Raw genomic sequence first — 20664 nt, forward strand, 5'->3', positions numbered from 1 at the left:
CAGGGTTGCCGGCTGCTTCGACTCTTCCGGGCCCCGACGTGTGCGATAAGGCCCGTACTTGTGTAAGTGGAAAAGTCAGGTCTGTTCCTCGCTGTGGAGGGAAGGAGTGTCCATTTCAGTTCGCCTGTAACCGTCTTCCGGCTGGCACCTATTCCGTTGACATGCTGTTCCGGCTGACGCCACTTCCTACGACGATCCGGACGGCACCAGGGCAAGCAGAACGGGTACAACGCCCAGGCAGATGAAGGCCGGCAGCGAACACAGGCCCAGCGGAACCACGAGCTTCACGCCCAGCGAGGCCGCGCGCTTTTCCGCAGCACGAAACCTTTCGCGGCGGAGCCTGGCGGCCTGGGCATAGAGAATTGCGGACGACGGCGCACCTGTCAGCGCCGCAAACCCCAAAGCGTCCCGCAGCTCCAGGATCTCGGGAAGCCGGACAGCCGAGCTGCGCCACGCAGTTTCCCAGTCCGCTCCGATCGCGAGCGCCGAAACAACCGGCCGAAGGGATTCCCTGTACTGGGTGGAAGCAGACGCGGACACCAATTCGAGTGAGCGCCCAATGCCGGACCCTGCATCCAGCATGGCCGCCACGAGTTCGAGCATCATGGCGGTGTCCTTCAGGCCATCGGGACCCGCCCGGTTCCGCGTCCGTCCGTCCGCGTCCCGCGGGTTGGTGGATGCGGCCCCAGCCTCCTCCGACGCCAGGTTGAGCAGCCGCTTCCGCACGCTGCCCTGGTTCGGACACAGGAGACGGGCTGCAGCCGCCATGAGGAGGAAGAGTGCGATTGCCACAACAAGAGGTTCGGTCATGGCACTCCCGCGCCGGCCGCTGCTGCAACCAGCTTGGCGGACCACACCCTGCCCGCCACGGTCAGCGCAATCCCGGCCGCCAGTGCTGCGAGCCCCAGCGGAGTACTCAGCAGTATGGCCAGCGGGTCCACGCCAAGGGCGATTCCCAGGCCCAGCCCCATAAGCGGAAGCCAGGTCAACAGACTGACGGTGGCTTTGGGCCCGGCCAGGGCTGTCTGCCGGGCGGCGTCGGCGTCGTCCTCCACTTCGAGTTGCCCCGCGAACCTCGTGAGCACGTCGGCCAAGGGGCAGCCGCTTGCTTCTGCGATGTCAAAGCACGCTGCCAGTTCGGACCAAATCCGGAACTCCCGATCGGGCCGCGGAAAGGCTGTGGGCAAGGAACGGCGAATGGCCTCCGATACCGGAGTCCCAGTGCCGGCAGCAGCCCGGGCTGCAGCGAGCATTACGGCCGACCCTCCGGTCAGGCTGCCGGCCTGCATACCTCCCGCTTGTACCCCGCCGGGCGCCGACGGCGGTTGCGGCCCGGAACCAGGCCCGGATACGGGCAGGGCCGCGGACCCGGCTTGAGTGGCAGCGCCGTAGACAAACCACAGCTCGTCCCATAGCCGGGCGGGCGTTCGCCCGCCTTTCAGCAGTGCGGCCAGTTGCTGAACAACGAGAGTCATGGGTACCGCTGACCCGGATGCTGCCACTTTCCTGCCGCCGGGCATGAACCGTCCGAACAGTCCGGGCCAGGCACGACCAGCCATTGCAGGAGCAGAACCGCCGGTTGCGCGGCGGAACCTCGCTGCCGCGCCCTGCGGTGGGCGCAGGACCAACACCGCGGCCAGGACCAGGGCGCCTGCAAGAACAGCGGTCACCGCGGTTCCCCCGGATCGAGTCCAAGCCGGCCGGCGAGGGCAGGCCATCCCGCGCCGGGTACGGGAACCCCTGCATGGGTTTCCAACGCAGGCAGGACCCGCAGACCGTCGGGGCTGTCGTCGATGACGCCAACACAGGTCACTTCCCTGCCGCGGATGGTCCTTTCGACATGGATCACCGCATCCAGCGCGCTGGAGGCCTGAAGCCGCACCCCGTCCGGGCTCAACCCGGCCAGCGCACCAAGTGCCGTGAGCCGCGCCGGAACTGCGGTAGCAGTGTTCGCATGGATGGTTCCGCCCCCGCCGCTATGGCCGGTGTTCATTGCAGTGAGCAGTTCCCGGACCTCAGCACCACGGCATTCCCCGACGACCAGCCTGTCCGGCCTCATGCGCAGGGCCTGCCGGACAAGCTCACCCAGGCCGACTTCCCCGCCGCCTTCAAGATTTCCATGCCGGGATTCGAGGGAAACCACATGCGGATGGACCGGGTTCAGCTCGGAAGCGTCTTCAATAAGGACCAGCCGCTCCTCCGGAGCACAGAGCCCCAGCAAGGTGGACAGCAGCGTAGTCTTGCCGGAGCCGGTGGCGCCACTGATCAGGAAACTCAACCGGCGCTCCAGGACTTTCTCCAGAATGTCCTTGACGAGGGAACCGAAGAGGCCGGCCGCCTGCAGTTCCGCCATAGTGAATACCCGTTCCCGGCGGATCCTGACACTGAGCAGGGTTCCAGCGGTGGATACCGGCGGCAGCACGGCATGGACACGGTAGCCGCCCGGCAACCGCACGTCCACGCAGGGCGAGCCGTCATCCAGTCGCCGCCCTCCCGCCGCAACCAGCCTGCGGGCGAGCGCCCGCAGTTGTGCCTCGTCGGCAAAAGTGACCGGGACGCGTTCGATGCCCCGGCCGCGGTCCACCCAGACGGATTCCGGTGCGTTGACGAAGATGTCCGTCACCGCGGGGTCGCGGGTGAGCTGCTGCAGGGGGCCCAGTCCGTTCAACTCGGCGCTGATCCGCTCCACCGCCGCGAGCGAACCCGCAGTGCCCAGCAACTTGCCGGTGGCTTGTACCGCCGCTGCTACCCGCGAGGGAGTCACCACCCCGGCGTCCGCCATCATGGACTCGCGGACCGATTCCAGCAGTCCCGAGTCCACAGGAAGGCGCGCCTCCCGCCGCGGATCACGGCGCTGGCCCTCAAGGTTCCGGACGCGCCGCCGCAGTCCGTCCGCCGGCACCGCTCCCCCAGGGAAAGGCTGCTGGTTCATCCGGGCTCCCCTGCGGGCAAGTCGTCTCCGAGGGAATCGAGCACCGAGGCAGCAAAATGCCGGACGCTCCGCCGCCTGCCCAGGTCCAGGAGGCGTCCGGACTCCATGGCCGCACCAACACCGCGGAGTTCAGGGACGCGTCCCTGAACGGTAAGCCCAATGGCCTCGGAAATAAGTGTGCCGTCCAGTGCCGCACCCGGCTTGCCCCGCACCAGAAGCCCAGCCTCAACCGGCGGAAACTCCTGCAGCAGCCGTACGGCAGCGACGGCTGCCTTCAGCTGCGCGGGAACCACCATCAGGATGCGGTCGCAGTCCCAGGCATAGGCCTGCAGCGGCCCGGTTCCCCTGCCAATGTCCACAATAACCAGCTCATAGCCGCGGCGGCCGGCATCGAGGACCCCGGCGGTGGTGGCCGCTGCTACGGGAACGGGCTGGTCCCGGCTGGCCGGCCAGGACAGGAACGAGAACCCTCCTGAGACGGGCAGCGAGTCCGATAGCTGGGCGGGATCGATGCTGCCGCGGGCTTCAGAAAGATCGGGCCAGCGCAGCCCCGGGCTCTCTTCCGCGGCAATGGCCAGCTCCAGTCCGCCACCCCAAGGATCACCGTCCACCAGCAGTACGCGCGCTCCCATCCCGGCGGCCGCCTGTGCTATCCAGATGGCGGCTGTGGTGGCTCCCGCCCCGCCGCACCCGCCGGTAACCCCGAGGATGAGTCCACCAGGCCCGGGCGATCGGGAACGGCTCAGGTGGTCGGCGAGCCAGGCGGCGGCATCCGGCAGTACGGCCACCCTCTCGGCTCCGAGCGCTGCAGCAAGATGCCACAGGCTGTCCCCTTCACCATCCAGTCCCACCAGGACAGCCGGTGCCCGCCGCCGGGGCGGCAACTCGCGGATGTCACTTCCCACCAGAACTGCCGCCGCACCCTCCCAGTACCTGCCGCCCTCAAGCGCATCGGCCACAACACGAAGGTGGGCCCCGGCCGCCGCGACAATACGCTCAACCTCTGCCCGCAGGAAAGCGGACGAGGTAACCAGCAGCACCTCTTCGGCACCGTCCGGCAGCCAGGCCCCGGCGCCCCCTCCCACAGTCCCGGCGTAATCCGCGCCCGGTGGGATCTCGTCAGCATCCCGCCGGGACAAGGGCGCGGACCGGCCCGGCTCAGAGTGGGTGTGGGTCAGCTGGTGCCTGCTCATGGAGCCACTGTCCACCGACGGGCCGGCGCGGATAAGGTGACAGCGCCTGTATGTGGACAACCCCGGTTCCAACAGCCCTGTGCAGGAAAGGTCGTCCGGGCACAAGGGCCCACGAAGACAAGGCAGAATTGGAGCATGTACCTCCTGCTGGCCGCCCACCCCCAGGGAGCGGTCCTGCAGGAACTCACGCAGGCCGGCCACCCCCATCCGTCCAATCCGGAACCCAGGCTTGTCCCCGCAAGTGAACTGGCCGCCGTCGTACGTGATCTGGAACGCCGGCCGCAGGGCGGGCAGGTTCCCCGCTGGATCTGGCACCGGACGCAGGACTGGTACCCGTCCCTGCTGGCGTCCGGGGTAGAACTGGACCGGTGCCACGACCTGAGCCTGTGCGCCAACATCCTGGCCCATTCGCAGTTCACCGCCCACACCCCCTACGCCCAGAACGCGGACCAGGTTCCGCTCGATGACCCGCAACAGCCGCCCCGGACCCTGCAGCCACCTCCGCCGCCACCCGAACAGGGCGCCCTTTTCGACGATCCGGACACCGGCACCGGACTGCGGCTTACCCTGCAGGACCTCCGGGAGGAATACGCCGCCCAGCAGACAGCACTGGCGTCCGTCAGCCTGGAGGAAAACCGGCGCAACCGGCTTCAGCTTCTCCTGGCCGCGGAATCAGCCGGCGCCATGATCGCCGCTGAAATGCAGCATGCCGGAGTTCCGTGGCGGGAGGACCTCCACGAGGAGATCCTGGCCGGTTATCTCGGCTCCCGTCCGCCCATGGGCCACCGCCCGGCGAAACTTGAGGCGTTGAACCTGGAACTGCGCGGCCTGTTGAACGCGCCTGCGCTAAACCCGGATTCCCCGCAGGAGCTGATGCGGGCCCTCCACCGGAACGGGATCGAGGTGAAGAGCACCCGGCAGTGGGAGTTGAAGGAATCCAAGCACCCCGCCATCGCCCCGCTGCTCGCCTACAAGAAGCTTTCGCGGCTGCACACAGCCAACGGCTGGGCCTGGCTGGACGCGTGGGTGGCCGGCGGCCGGTTCCGCCCGGAGTACGTCGTAGGCGGCGTCGTTTCGGGCCGCTGGGCGTCCAGGGGCGGCGGCGCCCTGCAGATACCGCGCCAGATCCGCGGCGCCGTCCACGCCGATCCCGGCTACAAACTGATCGTCGCCGACGCCTCCCAGCTTGAGCCCCGGGTCCTGGTGGCGTTGGCAAAGGACTCAACCATGGCCGAGGCTGCCAGGGACCAGGACCTCTACGCGGGCATCGCCGCCAAAGGGTTCGGCGGTGACCGCGCAAAAGCGAAAGTGGCATTGCTGGGTGCCATGTATGGAGCCACCTCCGGTGAAGCCGGGCGCCTCATGCCGCAGCTCGCCAGGACCTATCCCCGGGCCGTGGACTTCGTGGAATGCGCCGCCCGCGCCGGCGAATCCGGCGGAACGGTCACCACCAGGCTGGGCCGCAGCAGCCCGCCGCCGTCGGAACGCTGGTTCCAGAGCCAGCGCTCGTCGTCGGCCGAGGAGCAACGGCGCGCGGAATCAATCGCCCGCTCCAGGGGGCGTTTCACTCGGAACTTCGTGGTTCAGGGCTCCGCGGCAGACTGGGCAGCCTGCTGGCTTGCGGAACTACGACGGCGGCTGCGCACCCTGGGCGCGGACGGTCCGGTCCGGGCGGAACTTGTTTTCTTCCTCCACGACGAAGTGATGGTCCACGCGCCTGAGCACCTGGTGGACGCCTGTATCAAGGCAATCGAGGACGCCGCCAGCGCGGCCAAGTACCTGCTGTTCGGACCTATTCCCGTGGAATTTCCAGTGACTGTGGCAGTGGTGGATTCCTACGACCACGCGAAGTAGGACCTCCTCCGGGACTGGCATCAACGGCCCCGGGGAGCGACATATGTCGAGGAAAGTAACCTACCCGGCAGTAGCTCGCGGGGGCGCCGTGACGCGGGTTACAGTCTTGTGGTGACTGAAAAAGATCGGTCCGAAGGTTGATGCAACGACGCACACCAAGGGGAGGTCCGGCAGATGGCGGGCAGGTTTGAAATTCATCGGGTAGGGGACGAGTCGTACCGGCTTCGGCTGACGGACGGGGAAGGCAATATCGTTGCCGTTTCACCAAACTTCAAGTCCCTCAACACATTGTTGGAGGGCATCAACGCCATGCGGGAGAATGCGGCCACGGGAGTAGTGGTGGATCTGCGCCAGCAGCAGGCCTGACACCAGCCGAGGCCAAGTACGCCGGGCGAAGCCAGGCACCGGACGGAGGCCGGGCACCCGGACCTCAGACACCCATCGGGTGGAACCGGCTCCGGTCCCAGGGCACAGCCCAGCCCAGCTGTTCAAAGAGGCCGTTCAGGACAATCCCGGTAAACCCCCACACCACCACGCCGTTGACCGTGAAAGCCGGGCTGTCAAAAGTCCGCCCGGCCCGGTGGACGGTGGCCATGACCCTGTTGTCCGGATCCAGCAGGTCCCGCACGGGGATGCGGAACACCTGGGCGGATTCGGCATAGTCCACCACATGGACGGGCGACGGCGACCGCCACCACCCGAGTACCGGGGTGACGAGGAAGTTGCTGTGGGCAAGGCCGAGCTCCTGCAGGCTGCCAAGCACCTCCACACCGTCCGAGTCGAGGCCTGTTTCCTCTTCCGCTTCGCGTAATGCAGCCTGTACCGGTGTTTCCCGCGCGTCAATGCCGCCGCCCGGGAACGCTACCTGCCCGGGGTGTGATCCCAGGGTGTGGGCTCGTTCCAGTAACAGCACATCCAGGTCTGCCGGTGCCAGCGGTTTCCCGGAAACTGCCGGAACGTCATCCAGCGCACCGAAAAGCATCAGGACAGCAGCCCTGCGCGCCCGTTGCGCATCAACGGTGAGGGCGGCCCAAAGAGGGTCCGGGGAGGCAGCGGATCCAGTCTCTGCCCTGCGGGCCAAAGCGAGCAGGTCGTCACGTGCGCTCAAGGTGTCCTCTTCTGGGATTCCATCCTGATTTCGGCGGCCCTGTCCGTTTCGGCCAACAGTTGTTGCAGCAGGGCTTCGCTGCCCGGAGCGAGCTCGTACTTGAGCAGCTTGGCTGCCTCGGCGGGGTCTGTCTCGCCCAGGCCATAGCTGGGGCACCAGTTCGCCACGGGGCACGCACCGCAGGCAGGTTTTCTGGAGTGGCACACCCGCCGGCCGTGGAACACCACCCGGTGCGACAGCATGGTCCAGTCCCGCTTCTCGAAAAGCTCGGCGACATCGTACTCGATCTGGACCGGGTCCTCAGACGTTGTCCAGCCGAACCGGCGGGCGAGCCGGCCAAAGTGGGTATCGACCGTGATGCCGGGGATCCCGAAGGCATTGCCCAGCACCACGTTGGCAGTCTTCCGGCCCACGCCCGGCAACGTCACCAGGTCCTCCAGCCGCCCGGGGACCACGCCGTTGTACTCGTCCACCACACGGGTGCACAATGCGATGAGGTTCCGCGTCTTGGCCCGGAAGAACCCCGTGGGCTTGATAATTTCTTCGACAATGGCCGGATCCGCCTCGGCCAGGGATTTTGGGTCCGGGAAACGGGCGAAGAGAAGCGGAGTAATCTGATTGACAGTGACGTCGGTGGTCTGCGCGGACAGGACAGTGGCCACCAGCAGCTCGAACGGGTTGCGGAAGTCAAGTTCCGCGTGGGCATAGGGGTACTTCCCGGCCAATTCCCTGTTGATGCGCCTCGCCCGCCGCTTCAGGCCAAGCATCGACTCCGCGGAGACCACGGGCATGCCTTGAGCAGGGCCGGCGGGTGCTGCCGCTCCGCCGGCCCTTGAAGCCCGGGGCGAGGCCATGTGTTAGCCGCGCTCGATATTGCTGAGGTCGCGCAGCACGCCCAGCCGTCCATCTGTGTGCTGGACCAGGAACTCATGCCCGCGGTCTTCGAGGGCAAGCACCCAGCCACCCGGCTCGATCACAAAAGCCGGGGCCCCGGTGCGGGGATCGAAGGCGGTGCGGTGCTGCGCCACAGCAAACCAGAAAGCCTCGTGGATGGGCTGCTCCTCTGATTCCTCCGGCCGGCTGGAGGGGTCCACCGTTGCCCCGATGGGCTCTTCGGCACGGACCTGCTGGTGCACGGCTGTAGCAGCGGGCGGCTCCCACGTGCCCTGGGCCGCAGGCGCAGCCGTGGCGCCGCCGTCGTGATGGCTGGCAGACTGATTGGCCGCAGCAGCCGAGCCATCCGCCGAGGCGGCAGCAGCACCGGCCGTAGGGACGTCTCCCAGCTGCGTCTCTTCGGCGGCCGGAGCCGCAGAGGGACGGACGACGTCGGCGGCCTGGGTTGCCGGCCCAGGGTCGCCTGCAGAGGTGAACTCGGACACCTCGGGTGCGGTGGAAACTGGGGCAGCACCCGTGGCCCGGGCGCCGGGGACGGTGGAGGCCGTGGGAACCGCCGCAGTTGCGGGCGCGTGGTGGGAGGTGCCGGCCTGCACTGCAGAAGAACCGGCGCCGGTACCGCTGGACAGCCTTCCGCCCGGGGTTGCCTCGGAAGCGGAAGCGGGCACAGACTTGCCGGAGTCTGGCTTGCCGGCCTCAGCCTTCGGTGGCTTGGGTGCCCTCGGCTTCTGGACAGGAACGGCAGCTTCCCGGGCCACCACGTGCGCCGGGGCTTCGGCCCGGCCCTGGAAATCCGGGGAGATGTACGGGAGGAACCGGCCCAAAACCGTCACGGCGAAAAGCACCACAGCGCCGATCAGGGCAACCAGGAGGCTGGGAACGTAGGCTCCAGCCACGGACAGGAAGAAGAAGGCGACGGCGAAGGACGCCACCACAGAAGCGAACTGGTCAATGGACAGCGAACCGATCCGGATCTTCGTGCCCGGCGCCAGTCTCCGCGCGGCAAAGAGTGCGCTCACCGCCAACGGCAGGACGATGCCCAACCCCAGGAAGAAGAGGTTGTTCAGGTTCCACAGGTTGTACCGCCCGCCGAACATGGGGAGCAGGGAAGCGACGAACAGGATGATGGTGGCGGCAAACACAGCCAGGTCGCGGATGGTGAATGGACCCAGCACCGCCTGGTGGGCGTTGGCGCCGCCCTTGACTCCGGTCGCGGCCTTTGGGCTGGCTCCCGAAACCGGGCCGGCGCCGGTGGCGCTGGAGCCTGCTTCTGTGTCGGGGCCGGTTTTCTGGCCGAAGCTCTGCTGGTTCATTCTGTTCTCCTTAGCGTGGCGGCACCGGGCTGGTAACCCGAAACCGTGCCGTCTTACAGCGGTTCCATCCCTTCCCGGGCTCTAGCCCTGCCCGGGAAGGACGGTCCGCAGTGAAGTCACAATTCCATCTCAGCCTAGTCAACAGCCTGACTGATCACTAGCTGGGCATGGCGCAGCAGAGCAGCCGTAGGCGGGGCCGGAAACCATTCATCGCTTAATAAATGCCGTTCGCGGGCTTGTCTGTGACACCGCACACATCCGCTGCCGGCAAGCATTAGTGTTGATCCCGGAACAGCTCTTTGCGGAAGTCCGTGACCAGCCGTTGCCCGGCGTCGTGCAGGCGGCGGAGCCCGGCCCGGCGGCGGATGTCCGCGCAGCAAAGATCAATGAATGATGAGGTTCACATGTCCCAGGACACTTCAAGCTCCATGACCGCCGCTTCCGCAGGTTCCGGGCAGGGCAGCCAGCAGGGCGATGCCTTTGAAAACCTGCTGCACGAGACCCGGGCGTTTCCACCATCTGCCGAGTTCGCCGCTGACGCCGTTGTCACCGCCGGGGAGTATGAAGACGCTGCTGCTGACCGGCCGGCTTTTTGGGCCAGGCAGGCCCGTGAGCTGCTGACCTGGAGCAAGGACTTTGACCAGGCCCTTGACTGGTCCAACCCGCCGTTCGCGAAGTGGTTCGTGGGCGGGGAAGTCAACGCCGCTTACAACGCGCTGGACCGCCATGTGGAGAACGGCCGCGGTGACAGGGTGGCCATCTACTTCGAGGGCGAACCGGGCGATACCCGCACTTACACCTACGCGCAGCTGACGGAAGAGGTGAAGAAGGCCGCCAACGCGTTCGAATCCCTCGGGGTGGTTAAGGGTGACCGGGTGGCGGTGTACCTACCGATGATTCCCGAAGCCGTGATCACCCTGCTGGCCTGCGCGCGGATCGGTGCCGTGCACTCAGTGGTGTTCGGCGGCTTCTCCGCGGACGCTTTGCGGTCCAGGATCGAGGACGCCGAGGCCAAACTCGTGGTCACGGCAGACGGCACTTACCGCCGCGGCAAGCCCAGTGCTCTGAAGACGGCAGTGGACGAAGCCCTTGCCAACGACGGCCACACCGTTCAGAACGTGGTGGTGGTCAAGCGCAACGGCCAGGACGTGGACTGGCACGAGGGCCGGGACCACTGGTGGGCCGACACTGTGGACGCCGCCTCCAACGAGCACGCCGCGGTGGGCCATGATTCAGAGCACCCGCTGTTCATCCTCTACACCTCCGGCACCACCGGCAAGCCCAAGGGCATCCTGCACACCACGGGCGGGTACCTCACCCAGACCGCGTACACCCACAAGGCAGTGTTCGACCTGCACCCGGACACGGACGTGTACTGGTGCACGGCCGACGTCGGCTGGGTCACGGGCCACTCCTACGTCGCCTACGCCCCGCTCATCAACGGTGCCACGCAGGTGATGTACGAAGGCACACCCGATTCTCCGCACCAGGGACGCTGGTGGGAGATCGTGGAGAAGTACAAGGTCTCCATCCTCTACACCGCCCCCACCGCGATCCGGACGTTCATGAAGTGGGGCCGCGAAGTCCCGGACAAGTACGACCTCTCCTCCCTGCGTGTGCTTGGTTCCGTGGGCGAACCCATCAACCCGGAAGCCTGGATGTGGTACCGAAAGGTCATCGGCGGGGACCGGACCCCCATCGTGGACACCTGGTGGCAGACCGAGACCGGCGCGCAGATGATCGCCCCGCTGCCCGGCGTCACCGCAACCAAGCCCGGCTCGGCGCAGGTCCCGCTGCCCGGCATCGCCGTGGACGTGGTGGACGAAATGGGCGAATCCGTACCGGACGGCCACGGCGGCTTCCTGGTGATCCGCGAGCCGTGGCCCGCCATGCTCCGCGGCATCTGGGGCGACCCCGAGCGGTTCAAGGACACCTACTGGTCCCGCTTCGACAATATGTACTTCGCAGGGGACGGCGCCAAAAAGGACGAAGACGGGGACATCTGGCTCCTGGGCCGTGTGGATGACGTGATGAACGTCTCCGGGCATCGGCTCTCCACCACGGAAATCGAATCCGCCCTGGTATCCCACCCCGCTGTGGCAGAGGCCGCCGTCGTGGGTGCAACTGACGAGACCACGGGTCAGGCGGTCGTCGCGTTCGTCATCCTCCGTGGAGACGCCGCCAACAATGGCGACGAAACCGTCCAGGAACTCCGCAACCACGTGGGCAAGGAGATCGGTCCCATCGCGAAACCGAAGAACATCCTGGTGGTCCCCGAACTGCCCAAGACCCGCTCCGGCAAGATTATGCGGCGCCTGCTCAAGGACGTCGCGGAAGGCCGCGACCCGGGCGATGCCACCACCCTCTCGGACCCAACCATCATGCAGCAGATCGCGCAGTCGCTGAGAAAGTAAGCCAAGCAGACGCACGACCGCGGCGCCGCTCAGCCAACGGCCGGGCGGCGCCGTCGTCGTATGCTGGGAGCAGCCCCGCCCCCTGCCCCCGAAGGATCGCCCAGATGCTCGCTGTCGCACGCCACCAGGCTATTTTGGACGCTCTTCAGCGGGAACGGGTTGTCCGGGTTTCGGACCTCGCGCAGCAGCTGGGCGTATCCCTTATGACGGTCCGCCGCGACATCGAAGTGCTGGAAGAGGGCGGCCGCCTGGAGCGCATCCATGGCGGGGCCAAAATCCCGGGCGACACCAGCACGCATGAGCCTGGGTTCGACCTCAAATCCACCCAGTTGACCGCCGAGAAGCGGGCCATCGCCGTGGAAGCAGCCAGCCTGGTTCAGGAGGGCATGGCGGTAGGGCTGAGTGCCGGAACCACCACGTGGGCGCTGGCCAAGGAACTGGCCAACGGGCCCCGGATCACGGTGGTCACCAACTCGGTGCGCATCGCAGACCTGTTCCACCACGGTGCTTCCGCCGGTTCCGCCCGCTTCGCGTCCACGGTGATACTCATCGGCGGTGAGCGCACGCCGTCTGACGCTCTGGTGGGCCCTATCGCCACGGGCGCCCTCAAGCAGCTGCACCTGGACGTGCTGTTCCTTGGCGTTCACGGCATGGATGCCACTGCAGGGTTTACTACTCCGAACCTGCTGGAAGCCGAGACGGACCGGGCATTTGTGGCGGCCGCGCGCAAAACGGTGGTGCTGGCTGACCACACCAAATGGGGGCTGCTGGGCATCAGTTCCATCGCCTCACTGGAGGAGGTGGACGAGGTCATCAGCGATCCCGGCCTTGGCGCCGAAGCGCAGCGCATCCTGCAGGAGCGGGTGGGCCGGCTGCGGCTCGCGGAACTTTAGCCTGGGCGAAGTCAGGGGCAGCCGCAGGATTGCCGGACGTGCAGGGTGGTGTCGAAAATCCGGTGCCGGGGCTTCTCGCCGCGGCTGGCTCCCACCAACGCTGCCACCGCCGCTTCCGCCATGGCGGCAACAGGCTGTTCAACAGTGGTCAACGGTGGCCATGAGTATTCGGACTCGGCGGACCCGTCAAAGGAGGCCACCGCAATCTCGCCGGGGACGGCCAGCCCTGCCTCGTGCACCGCGCGGAGCAGGCCGATCGCCTGCATGTCCGAGGTGGCGAAAATTGCCGTAGGCCGGTTCACCGATGCCAGCAGGCGCTGGCCGGCAAGGTAGCCGCCGGGCCGGGTGAATGCGCTGTACACAATCGGGCCTTCGGGGAGGCCAGCTTCCTGCAAAGCCTCCCGCCAGCCCACCTCACGGCCGTCGGTGGTGCCGGAGACGTTGGTGCCCATGGCCAGGCCGATGTTTTTGTGGCCGTGGCCAATCAGGTGTTCCACGGCGATGCGGGCGCCCGCTGCGAGATCGACGCCGATGCTGTTGAACCCGGGGGCATCCCTTTCCTGGTTCAGCAGCACCGAGGGGATGTCCGCCGTCTCCAGGACCTCCAGGTCAGGTTCAAAGAGGACACTCGCCAGCAGCACGCCGTCCACCTGCCGGGCAGCGAGGTTCCGGATATTCCGCCGTTCCTTGGCGAGGTTTCCGTCCGAGTTGCTCAAAACCAGGGCGTACCCCAGGGCTGCCGCCGCATCTTCCACAGCATGGGAGAACAGGGAGAAGAAGGGGTTGGAGATATCCGGAACTACAAGCCCCAGCGTCTCACTGGAGCCCAGCTTGAGCGCACGGGCGGCCGCGTTGGGGCGGTAGCCCAGGACGCGGATGGCATCCTGCACCTTGGCTTCCGTGACAGGAGCCACCTTCTTGGGCCCGCCGTTGACCACGTAACTGACGACGGCGGTGCTGACGCCGGCATAGCGCGCCACGTCCTTGCGGGTCACGGGTCCGCCTCGCGCCGCCTGCACTGCCGGAGTTGTCATGCTGTCCATGTTAGGTACACATACCCGGAGCATCGCCGAAGTCACGGATGGGGAGCCGCGCGCCCTTCTGAAGGGCGGACTGGTGGGCCACGATTCCCGGGAGGGTAAAGCGGGCGGCCACCCAGGCGTTGACGGGAGGAAGGGTGCCATGGTTGACCGCCCTCACGAAGTCGTCCACCAGGAAGTGGTGGCTTCCTTCATGCCCGTTGGGCGCGCCGAGGAACTCTTCGGGAAGCCGCGTGGGGTCATGGACCGGGGCCAGGCCGGAAACGAAAGCGTCCCTCAGCTCAGGGGCCACGTTGGCCAGTGAGGGGTCGTCCAAGGGAATGCTGGGCCGTGTTTCCAGCTGCTCGGAGATGTCGTGGACGTTCACCTTGTCCTGCCAGACGGTGACTTTAGCCAGTTGTTCGAAACTGGCCTCCGTACCGAAGAAGCGGAATCGTGATTCGCGGATGTGTGAGGGGTAACCGACGCGGCGCATCTCGTTGGTGCGCATCACGCCGCCGTCGTTCAGTTCGAAGAGTGCTGTGGCATTGGAGAAGTCATTGCCGAACATGCTGACGTCCTTGTCGAAGACGCCGTCGTTGCGGTCATCCCTGACCCCGACGCAGCTGACGCTGACTGCGTGGGCGGGAACCGCGCCCAACACTCCCCCTACGGCATGGGTGGGATACAGCATGGGCGGGTAGCTGGCCGTTTCCTTCCAGCGGTCACCTCCGCTGTACTGGTACGCCTCGTAAAAGCCCAGGTCCATGTCATGGACGTAGTCGCCTTCGGTGTAGAAGATCCGGCCAAACTTCCCGGCGGCGTGCTGCTGGCGGGCGTAAACAGTGGCCGGGTTGTAGTAACTGGTCTCGCCCATCATGTACACCAGTCCGGTCTCCCGGACCGCCTCGATGATGCGGGCAATTTCCTCCTCGGTAACAGCCATGGGAACAGCCGAGTAGACGTGCTTTCCGGCCCGGAGCGCCTGCTCCACGAGCGGACCGTGGGTCCACCGTTGAGTGAAGATGGCCACGGCGTCAACGTCGGATGCAAGGAGGTCTTCAAAGCTCGCCTTCGAGCCGGCGAGGCGATACCGGTCCACTGTGTCCGCCGCACGCTCCGGCAGTTCATCCACCACGTGCACGGCGCCGACGCCGGGGTGGAGGTTAAAAAGGTGGGCGAACTGGCTGCCGAATTGGCCTGCTCCTACTACGCCTATGGAGAACGTCATCGTCTGCCTTCCTGAGCTGCGAAGGGGGCGCCGGGCAAGCGCTGTCCCCAAAAGGCCAGTGTGGCAGGCTCATCTACTCGAGTCAACAGGCGAAGTAAAGTTGCAAAAAACCCCTTGGCGCAAAGCCAAGTAGCTCTTGCGGCGGTCCATCTACTCGTGTAGATTGCCTTCCAGTTGTTATCCCCATCACAGTCAGGAAAGGGTCGAAGATGACCACCCTTGCCAAACACTCAAGGTCTGTTTCGCCAGTACCGGATTCTCCGAAGCCGCGCGGCGGCATCCGCCGGTTTGGGGACCTCAGGATCGCACTGCTTTTCATCGCCCCGGCCATGATCGGGTTTATCGTCTTCTACGTTGTGCCAACCATCCGCGGGGTGTACCTGAGCTTCACGGAGTACAACATCCTCGGTGACCCGGAATGGATTGGCCTGGATAACTACACGGCGATCGCCAAGGATCCCCTTTTCTGGAACTCCCTGGCCGTCACCGGACACTACGTCTTCCTCAACATCGTCCTCCAGACGGCACTGGCGCTGGGTATTGCCCTCCTGATGCACCAGGTGGCCAAGTCCACGATTATCCGCGGCGCCCTTCTCCTGCCCTACCTGATGTCCAATGTCATTGCGGCGTTGCTGTGGTTCTGGATGCTGGACTACCAGATTGGTGTGGTGAACCAGTTCATCGAGTGGACCGGGTTCTCCCGCGTCGCGTTCTTCGGGAGCGAGGAGTGGGCGATTCCCACCCAGGCCCTGATCAACACCTGGCGGCACATGGGATACACCGCCCTCCTGATCTTCGCCGGGCTGCAGGCCATCCCTGGCCACGTCTACGAAGTTGCCAAACTGGACGGCGCCTCTGCGTTCCAGACCTTCCGGAAAATCACCATTCCGCTGCTGCGCCCGGTGCTTGTCCTGGTCCTCGTGGTGACGGTAATCGGGTCCTTCCAGGTCTTCGACACCGTTGCCGTGACCACAGCGGGCGGCCCGGTCAACGCCACCCGCGTCATCCAGTACTACATCTACCAGCGGGCCTTCACCGAGTCGGACTTCGGCTACGGATCCGCCATCGCCGTCATTCTTTTCCTCATCCTCGCCCTGGTTGCCTTCATTCAAATGAAGTTCCTCAAGGGCAACGAGTCGGACCTGGACTAAGGAGTCCCGCATGACCACCACCATCAGCGGCGCATCGACGCCGGTCCCCGCCCGCCGTCGGCCCTTCAACGCCCGCCGCGCGGGGGCCTGGGCCCTCCTGGTCCTCGCCATCGCAGTCTCCGTCCTTCCGTTCCTTTGGGTCCTGCGCACGGCGCTGTCCACCAATAACGCGCTTGCCGCAAACGCAGCCAGCCTCATGCCGGCAGAGTTCAGCTTCGGCGCCTTCAAGCGGGTGTTTGGGCTGCAGTCACCGGCGGAAGCCCTGGCAGAGGGCGGATCCGGGGCTGACATCAATTTCTGGCTGTACCTGCGCAACTCGATCATCTTCTCCTCCATCACCACCGCAGGTGCCGTTTTCTTCAGCGCAATGGCCGCCTACGCCTTCGCCAGGCTGCGCTGGAAGGGCCGGAACGCGGTCTTCAGCCTCTTCCTGGGCACCATGCTCGTCCCGCCGATCTTCACCGCCCTGCCCAACTTCCTGCTGATCAAGAACCTGGACCTGCTCAACACCATGCTCGGCATGGTCCTGCCGTACGTGTTCATGACCCCGTTCGCCATCTTCTTCCTGCGCCAGTTCTTCCTGAACATGTCCCGCGAGGTGGAAGAGGCGGCAATGCTCGACGGCGCCAAGCACCTGCGCATCTTCTTCCAGATTGTCCTGCCCAACGCCGCAGCCCCCATCGCCACACTGGCCCTCCTCACCTTCATCGGTCAGTGGAACGAATACTTCTGGCCACTACTGGTGGGATCCCAGGACGACGTCCGCGTCCTCCAGGTGGGGCTCGGCGTCTTCAAGTCCCAGTCCCCGCAGGGCGCGCCTGACTGGTCCGGCCTCATGGCCGCGACCCTCATCTCGGCCCTGCCGGTGTTGGTCCTCTTCGCCGCCTTCGGCAAGAAGATCGTCAATTCCATCGGCTTCTCCGGCATCAAATAAACAACTTCTCCCCCTTGCACTCCCATCCCTTCCCGAACGGAAAGTAGAACCATGAAGAAATCCCTCGGCGCCGTTGCCGTCGCCGCAGCTGTTGCGCTCTCCCTGTCCGCCTGCAGCGGGTCCTCCTCCGAAGAAGCCGCCAAGGGCGAGATCAGCTACTGGCTGTGGGACGCCAACCAGCTTCCTGCCTACCAGCAGTGCGCTGACGACTTCACGAAGGCCAACCCGGACATCACGGTCAAGATCACCCAGCGCGGCTGGGACGACTACTGGAGCACCCTAACCAACGGCTTCGTCGGCGGCACCGCGCCGGACGTCTTTACGAACCACCTGGGACGCTACGGCGAACTGGCCGAAAACAACCAGCTGCTGGCCATCGACGACGCCGTCGAGCAGAACAACATCGATCTCGCCGCCTACAACGAGGGCCTCGCTGACCTCTGGGTGGGCCAGGACGGCAAGCGCTACGGACTGCCCAAGGACTGGGACACCATTGGCCTGTTCTACAACAAGGCCATGCTCGCCAGCGCCGGCGTTACCGAGGACCAGATGAAGGACCTCACCTGGAACCCCGAAGACGGCGGCAGCTACGAGAAGGTCATCGCACACCTCACCGTGGACAAGAGCGGCAAGCGCGGTGACGAGCCCGGCTTCGACAAGAACAATGTAGACGTCTATGGCCTGGGCCTGAACGGCGGCGGTGACTCCTCCGGCCAGACCGAATGGAGCTACCTCACCAATACCACCGGCTGGTCCCACACGGACAAGAACCCGTGGGGCACCCAGTACAACTACGACGACCCGAAGTTCCAGGCGAGCATGGACTGGTTCGCCGGGCTGGCGGAGAAGGGCTACATGCCCAAGCTTGAGACCACCGTCGGTGCGGCCATGGCGGACACGTTCGCAGCAGGCAAATCCGCAATTAACGCCCATGGCTCCTGGATGATCGGCCAGTACACCGGCTACAAGGGCATCGAGGTCGGCATCGCTCCCACTCCCGCGGGCCCGGAAGGTGAGCGCGCGTCGATGTTCAACGGCCTGGCCGATTCGATCTGGGCCGGAACCGAGAAGAAGGACGCGGCCATCAAGTGGGTCGGATACCTCGCCTCCGCTGACTGCCAGGACGTTGTTGCCTCCAAGGCCGTAGTCTTCCCGGCCCTCAAGGCGTCCTCGGACAAGGCCGCCGATGCCTTCAAGGCAAAGGGCGTGGATGTCACCGCTTTCACCGAGCACGTCAGGAACAAGACCACGTTCCTTTACCCCATCACGGACAACACGGCCAAGGTCAAGGGCATCATGGAGCCCGCCATGGACGCCGTCGTCTCCGGCAAGGCACCGGCCAGCTCCCTCACCGCAGCCAACGAACAGGTCAACGCCCTCTTCAAGTAAGCCCTCCCCAATCGGTGGCTGCCTGTGTGGTCGCAGCCACCGGCGCTGGATGCCGTCCCATCCTCCTCGCGGCGGCGGCATCCAGCCACCCCATTTCCCCTCCAGAGCTACCCGTTCCGCGTCACCGGACGCACTGTGAATACCGAAAGAGATCCTATGGACCCCCTCCACCTCCGTTCCGCCGGCACCAGCCTGGTGATCAGCTTTAGCAGCGGGGAGGCCGAGATCATTCATTGGGGCGCGGACCTCGGCAGCACCCTGCCGGACCTCGCCATCCTGGGCGAGCCGATCCCCCATTCCGCCATCGACGCCACCGTTCCCGCCGGTCTCCTGCCCCAGGCGTCCTCCAGCTGGCGCGGCCGTCCCGGCCTCCGCGGCCACCGCATTGCCGACGGCGTCTCCGGGCTGGACTTCTCCCCTCGCCTTCGCACCTTGGCAGCCCGGGCCGAGGGCAACACGGCGGTGATCAGCCAGGGCGACCCGGATGCGGGCATCAGCGTCGAATCCACCCTGACACTGCACGACGGCGGCCTGCTGGAACTGCGCCACACCGTCACCAATGACGGCACCACCCCCTACCAGCTGGACGAACTGGCGACGGTCCTCCCGGTGGCCCCGGACGCCGTGGAACTGCTTGACCTGACCGGCCGCTGGTGCCGGGAAAACCACCCCCAGCGCCGGGCCATCCAGCAGGGCACCTGGGTTCGGACCGGCCGACACGGGCGCACCGGGCACGATTCGTCCCTCCTGCTGGCCGCCGGCACTGCCGGCTTCGGGAACCGCCACGGCAAAGTCTGGGCCACTCACCTGGCGTGGAGTGGAAACCACGAGCAGTTCACTGACACCCTTGGCGACGGCCGCACCATGATCGGCGGGTCGGAACTCCTGGGACCGGCCGAAGTCATCCTCGAGCCGCAGGGCAAGTACACCACGCCAGCCCTGTTTGCCGCCTACTCCGACCGTGGCCTGGACGGCATCAGCGAGGCCTTCTACAGCTGGTTCCGGTCCCGCCCTCACCATGTCCTTCCCGCCGCCGGGGGCGGCAAGCCGCGCCCGGTGGTGCTGAACACCTGGGAAGCCGTCTACTTCGACCACAACCTGTCCACGCTGATCGAGCTCGCAGACTCCGCCGCGGAGCTCGGCGTCGAGCGCTTTGTCCTCGACGACGGCTGGTTCCGCGGACGCCGCGACGACCACGCCGGCCTGGGCGACTGGTACGTGGACGAGTCCCTGTGGCCCAACGGTCTGGCTCCATTGATCGATGCCGTTACCTTGCGGGGCATGGAATTCGGCCTGTGGGTGGAGCCCGAAATGGTCAACCTCGACTCGGACGTTGCACGTGCGCACCCCGAGTGGATCGTGGGCCCGGCAGCCCTCTCCCACAAGGACGGGGGGCGCCTGCCGCTGGAGTGGCGGAACCAGCACATCCTCGACCTGGTCAACCCTGAAGCGTGGCAGTATATTTTCGACCGCATCGACGCCCTCTTGAGTGAAAACAAGATCAGCTACCTCAAGTGGGACCAGAACCGGGACCTGCTGGAGCATGGCCACGGCGGCCGTTCGTCGGTGCACGAACAGACGCTGGCCGCCTACCGGCTGTTTGACGAGCTCAAGAAGGCGCACCCCGGCGTCGAGATTGAAAGCTGTTCCTCGGGCGGCGCGCGCGTGGATTTGGGAATCCTGGAGCGGACGGACCGCATCTGGGCCTCGGACTGCAACGACGCCCTGGAGCGCCAGACCATCCAGCGCTGGACCGGGCTGGTGGTTCCGCCGGAACTGGTGGGCGGGCATGTCGGCCCCACCACCTCGCACACGACGGCCCGCACGCATGATCTGTCCTTCCGGGCCATCACCGCCCTCTTCGGACACTTCGGCATGGAGTGGGATGTCCGGCAGGTCGCCGGCGCGGAGCGGGAGGAACTCAAGCGGTTCATCGCGCTGTTCAAGGAACACCGGGAGCTCATTCACAGTGGCCGGATGGTCCGTGCCGACGTTCCGGACGAGTCTCTGCTGCTGTATGGTGCGGTGGCTGCCGGGTCACCTGAGGCAGGCACGACGGCGGCACTGTTCGCCCTGGTCAGTACCCGCACCACGTTCGCCGAACAGCCCGGCAGAGTCACCATCCCCGGCCTTGAACCGGGCCGGACCTACCGGATGGAGGCGATCTCCCCGGTCCCCGGTGACACCGGTTACGCCCACACGTTCACCCAGATCCAGCCGCCGGCCTGGCTGGCGGACGGGGCAGTAGCCAACGGCCGCTTCCTCGCCGAGGTGGGCGTGCCCATGCCCATCCTCAACCCCGAGCACGCACTGCTGCTTCGCTTCACGGCGCTGTAGCC

Annotated in this window: 17 protein-coding genes; 8 read left to right on the forward strand and 9 right to left on the reverse strand. The window is 66.1% G+C overall.

The window, feature by feature from the left end; all coding sequences use genetic code 11:
• Window positions 1–186: 186 nt before the first annotated feature.
• From M1E07_RS16795 to ssd, 4 genes are read right to left on the reverse strand one after another with little or no spacing between them, the layout of a single operon-like run.
• Entirely contained in the window at window positions 187–810 is a 624-nt protein-coding gene (locus M1E07_RS16795) for a type II secretion system F family protein (protein ID WP_461187763.1), read from the reverse strand.
• Window positions 807–1670 (reverse strand): hypothetical protein, encoded by an 864-nt coding sequence (locus tag M1E07_RS16800; RefSeq protein WP_461187764.1) that lies wholly within the window; start codon window positions 1668–1670, stop codon window positions 807–809. The genes M1E07_RS16795 and M1E07_RS16800 overlap by 4 nt, the downstream gene beginning before the upstream one ends.
• Window positions 1667–2932, reverse strand: a complete 1266-nt coding sequence (locus M1E07_RS16805; protein ID WP_461187765.1) for a TadA family conjugal transfer-associated ATPase — start codon at window positions 2930–2932, stop codon at window positions 1667–1669. The genes M1E07_RS16800 and M1E07_RS16805 overlap by 4 nt, the downstream gene beginning before the upstream one ends.
• A complete protein-coding gene (gene ssd, locus M1E07_RS16810; protein WP_461190422.1) occupies window positions 2929–3993 on the reverse strand; it encodes a septum site-determining protein Ssd in 1065 nt (354 codons plus the stop codon). Before ssd ends, M1E07_RS16805 begins: the two co-directional genes overlap by 4 nt.
• 267 nt (window positions 3994–4260) lie before the next feature.
• Here ssd and M1E07_RS16815 point away from each other — a divergent pair, with 267 nt between their 5' ends.
• Entirely contained in the window at window positions 4261–5979 is a 1719-nt protein-coding gene (locus tag M1E07_RS16815; RefSeq protein WP_461187766.1) for a bifunctional 3'-5' exonuclease/DNA polymerase, read from the forward strand.
• Between the two features lie 174 nt (window positions 5980–6153).
• A complete protein-coding gene (locus M1E07_RS16820; protein WP_461187767.1) occupies window positions 6154–6345 on the forward strand; it encodes a YegP family protein in 192 nt (63 codons plus the stop codon).
• Between the two features lie 64 nt (window positions 6346–6409).
• Here M1E07_RS16820 and M1E07_RS16825 read toward each other — a convergent pair whose 3' ends face one another.
• The 3 genes from M1E07_RS16825 to M1E07_RS16835 all read right to left on the reverse strand — a co-directional run bounded on the left by M1E07_RS16825 (window position 6410) and on the right by M1E07_RS16835 (window position 9294).
• A complete protein-coding gene (locus M1E07_RS16825; RefSeq protein WP_461187768.1) occupies window positions 6410–7087 on the reverse strand; it encodes an NUDIX hydrolase in 678 nt (225 codons plus the stop codon).
• Window positions 7084–7878 (reverse strand): endonuclease III, encoded by a 795-nt coding sequence (nth, locus tag M1E07_RS16830; RefSeq protein WP_461190423.1) that lies wholly within the window; start codon window positions 7876–7878, stop codon window positions 7084–7086. The genes M1E07_RS16825 and nth overlap by 4 nt, the downstream gene beginning before the upstream one ends.
• A gap of 66 nt (window positions 7879–7944) precedes the next feature.
• The gene (locus M1E07_RS16835; RefSeq protein WP_461187769.1) at window positions 7945–9294 is read right to left on the reverse strand and encodes a reticulon family protein; all 1350 of its coding nucleotides are present in this window, start codon (window positions 9292–9294) and stop codon (window positions 7945–7947) included.
• A gap of 404 nt (window positions 9295–9698) precedes the next feature.
• Between M1E07_RS16835 and acs the strand changes: the two genes are divergently transcribed.
• Window positions 9699–11708: an acetate--CoA ligase gene (gene acs, locus M1E07_RS16840; protein ID WP_461187770.1), complete on the forward strand. Its 2010-nt coding sequence runs from the start codon at window positions 9699–9701 to the stop codon at window positions 11706–11708.
• A 104-nt stretch (window positions 11709–11812) separates the two neighbouring features.
• Window positions 11813–12601, forward strand: coding sequence for a DeoR/GlpR family DNA-binding transcription regulator (locus M1E07_RS16845; RefSeq protein ID WP_461187771.1), 789 nt, complete (start codon window positions 11813–11815; stop codon window positions 12599–12601).
• 11 nt (window positions 12602–12612) lie between these two features.
• Here M1E07_RS16845 and M1E07_RS16850 read toward each other — a convergent pair whose 3' ends face one another.
• On the reverse strand, window positions 12613–13635 hold the full coding sequence (locus tag M1E07_RS16850; protein ID WP_461187772.1) for a LacI family DNA-binding transcriptional regulator: 1023 nt from the start codon (window positions 13633–13635) through the stop codon (window positions 12613–12615).
• A 10-nt stretch (window positions 13636–13645) separates the two neighbouring features.
• Window positions 13646–14851 carry a Gfo/Idh/MocA family protein gene (locus M1E07_RS16855; protein WP_461187773.1) on the reverse strand — a complete coding sequence of 402 codons (1206 nt, stop codon included), beginning with the start codon at window positions 14849–14851 and terminating at the stop codon, window positions 13646–13648.
• A 209-nt stretch (window positions 14852–15060) separates the two neighbouring features.
• Between M1E07_RS16855 and M1E07_RS16860 the strand changes: the two genes are divergently transcribed.
• The 4 genes from M1E07_RS16860 (at window position 15061) to M1E07_RS16875 (ending at window position 20662) form a co-directional block, all read left to right on the forward strand.
• A complete protein-coding gene (locus M1E07_RS16860) occupies window positions 15061–16002 on the forward strand; it encodes a carbohydrate ABC transporter permease (RefSeq protein WP_461187774.1) in 942 nt (313 codons plus the stop codon).
• A gap of 10 nt (window positions 16003–16012) precedes the next feature.
• The gene (locus tag M1E07_RS16865) at window positions 16013–16936 is read left to right on the forward strand and encodes a carbohydrate ABC transporter permease (RefSeq protein WP_461187775.1); all 924 of its coding nucleotides are present in this window, start codon (window positions 16013–16015) and stop codon (window positions 16934–16936) included.
• Window positions 16937–16987: 51 nt separating this feature from the next.
• Window positions 16988–18325, forward strand: a complete 1338-nt coding sequence (locus M1E07_RS16870) for an ABC transporter substrate-binding protein (protein ID WP_461187776.1) — start codon at window positions 16988–16990, stop codon at window positions 18323–18325.
• A 156-nt stretch (window positions 18326–18481) separates the two neighbouring features.
• A complete protein-coding gene (locus M1E07_RS16875) occupies window positions 18482–20662 on the forward strand; it encodes an alpha-galactosidase (protein ID WP_461187777.1) in 2181 nt (726 codons plus the stop codon).
• Window positions 20663–20664: the final 2 nt, after the last annotated feature.

The sequence above is a fragment of the Arthrobacter sp. Z4-13 genome (assembly GCF_054792705.1).

Bases quoted from the DNA above. Each gene is read 5' to 3' on its own strand.
- M1E07_RS16795 (WP_461187763.1), bottom strand. From the start codon at position 810: ATGACCGAACCTCTTGTTGTGGCAATCGCACTCTTCCTCCTCATGGCG.
- M1E07_RS16805 (WP_461187765.1), bottom strand. From the start codon at position 2,932: ATGAACCAGCAGCCTTTCCCTGGGGGAGCGGTGCCGGCGGACGGACTG.
- M1E07_RS16815 (WP_461187766.1), top strand. From the start codon at position 4,261: ATGTACCTCCTGCTGGCCGCCCACCCCCAGGGAGCGGTCCTGCAGGAA.
- M1E07_RS16820 (WP_461187767.1), top strand. From the start codon at position 6,154: ATGGCGGGCAGGTTTGAAATTCATCGGGTAGGGGACGAGTCGTACCGG.
- nth (WP_461190423.1), bottom strand. From the start codon at position 7,878: ATGCCCGTGGTCTCCGCGGAGTCGATGCTTGGCCTGAAGCGGCGGGCG.
- M1E07_RS16835 (WP_461187769.1), bottom strand. From the start codon at position 9,294: ATGAACCAGCAGAGCTTCGGCCAGAAAACCGGCCCCGACACAGAAGCA.
- acs (WP_461187770.1), top strand. From the start codon at position 9,699: ATGTCCCAGGACACTTCAAGCTCCATGACCGCCGCTTCCGCAGGTTCC.
- M1E07_RS16845 (WP_461187771.1), top strand. From the start codon at position 11,813: ATGCTCGCTGTCGCACGCCACCAGGCTATTTTGGACGCTCTTCAGCGG.
- M1E07_RS16850 (WP_461187772.1), bottom strand. From the start codon at position 13,635: ATGACAACTCCGGCAGTGCAGGCGGCGCGAGGCGGACCCGTGACCCGC.
- M1E07_RS16855 (WP_461187773.1), bottom strand. From the start codon at position 14,851: ATGACGTTCTCCATAGGCGTAGTAGGAGCAGGCCAATTCGGCAGCCAG.
- M1E07_RS16860 (WP_461187774.1), top strand. From the start codon at position 15,061: ATGACCACCCTTGCCAAACACTCAAGGTCTGTTTCGCCAGTACCGGAT.
- M1E07_RS16865 (WP_461187775.1), top strand. From the start codon at position 16,013: ATGACCACCACCATCAGCGGCGCATCGACGCCGGTCCCCGCCCGCCGT.
- M1E07_RS16870 (WP_461187776.1), top strand. From the start codon at position 16,988: ATGAAGAAATCCCTCGGCGCCGTTGCCGTCGCCGCAGCTGTTGCGCTC.
- M1E07_RS16875 (WP_461187777.1), top strand. From the start codon at position 18,482: ATGGACCCCCTCCACCTCCGTTCCGCCGGCACCAGCCTGGTGATCAGC.